Below are 456 nucleotides of genomic sequence, written 5' to 3'. Positions count from 1 at the left end.
GCGACGGCGGTTACGGCTACGTCCGGCTGATGGTGCTCCGCGCGGCGCTGGCCGCCGCCCGGCCGCGCCGCCCCTGGAACCCGGCCGGCTGGTACCGGCGCGCCGGTGCCGCCCTGCTGCTGCCCCGGGTGTGGGGGCTGCGGCTCTTCCCCCGCTCGGGCGGCGCCGACCAGCTGGCGCTGGACGAGGCGCTGGCGGAAGTCCCGGCCGCCGCCCGCGCCGCGTATGTGCTGCGCGGCCTGGAGCGGCTGCCCGACCGGGAGGTGCGGCGGCTGCTCGCGGCCGCGGGTGTCACCGCACCGGCCGCCGCGCTGGAACGGGCCGACGCCGTCGCGGTCCCCGTGGGCAGCCGGGACGAACAGCTGCTGGAATCCGCCGAGTTCGACCCCTGCTCGCTCCAGGCCCGCCCCACCGATCTGCTGCTGCGCCGCCGGCATGTGCGGGCCGCGTTCACCG

The 456-nt window shown here is 79.4% G+C and carries 1 pseudogene; it reads left to right on the top strand.

Going from position 1 to position 456, the window contains the following annotated elements:
- A pseudogene (locus tag GCU69_RS32595) lies at nt 1–456 on the top strand (hypothetical protein); the annotation flags it as partial.

It is taken from the genome of Streptomyces lycii (genome assembly GCF_009735685.1).
GTDB classification, from domain to species: domain Bacteria; phylum Actinomycetota; class Actinomycetes; order Streptomycetales; family Streptomycetaceae; genus Streptomyces; species Streptomyces lycii.
Note: the sequence above shows the minus strand (reverse complement) of the source record. Positions and strands in the feature narration are given on the sequence as shown.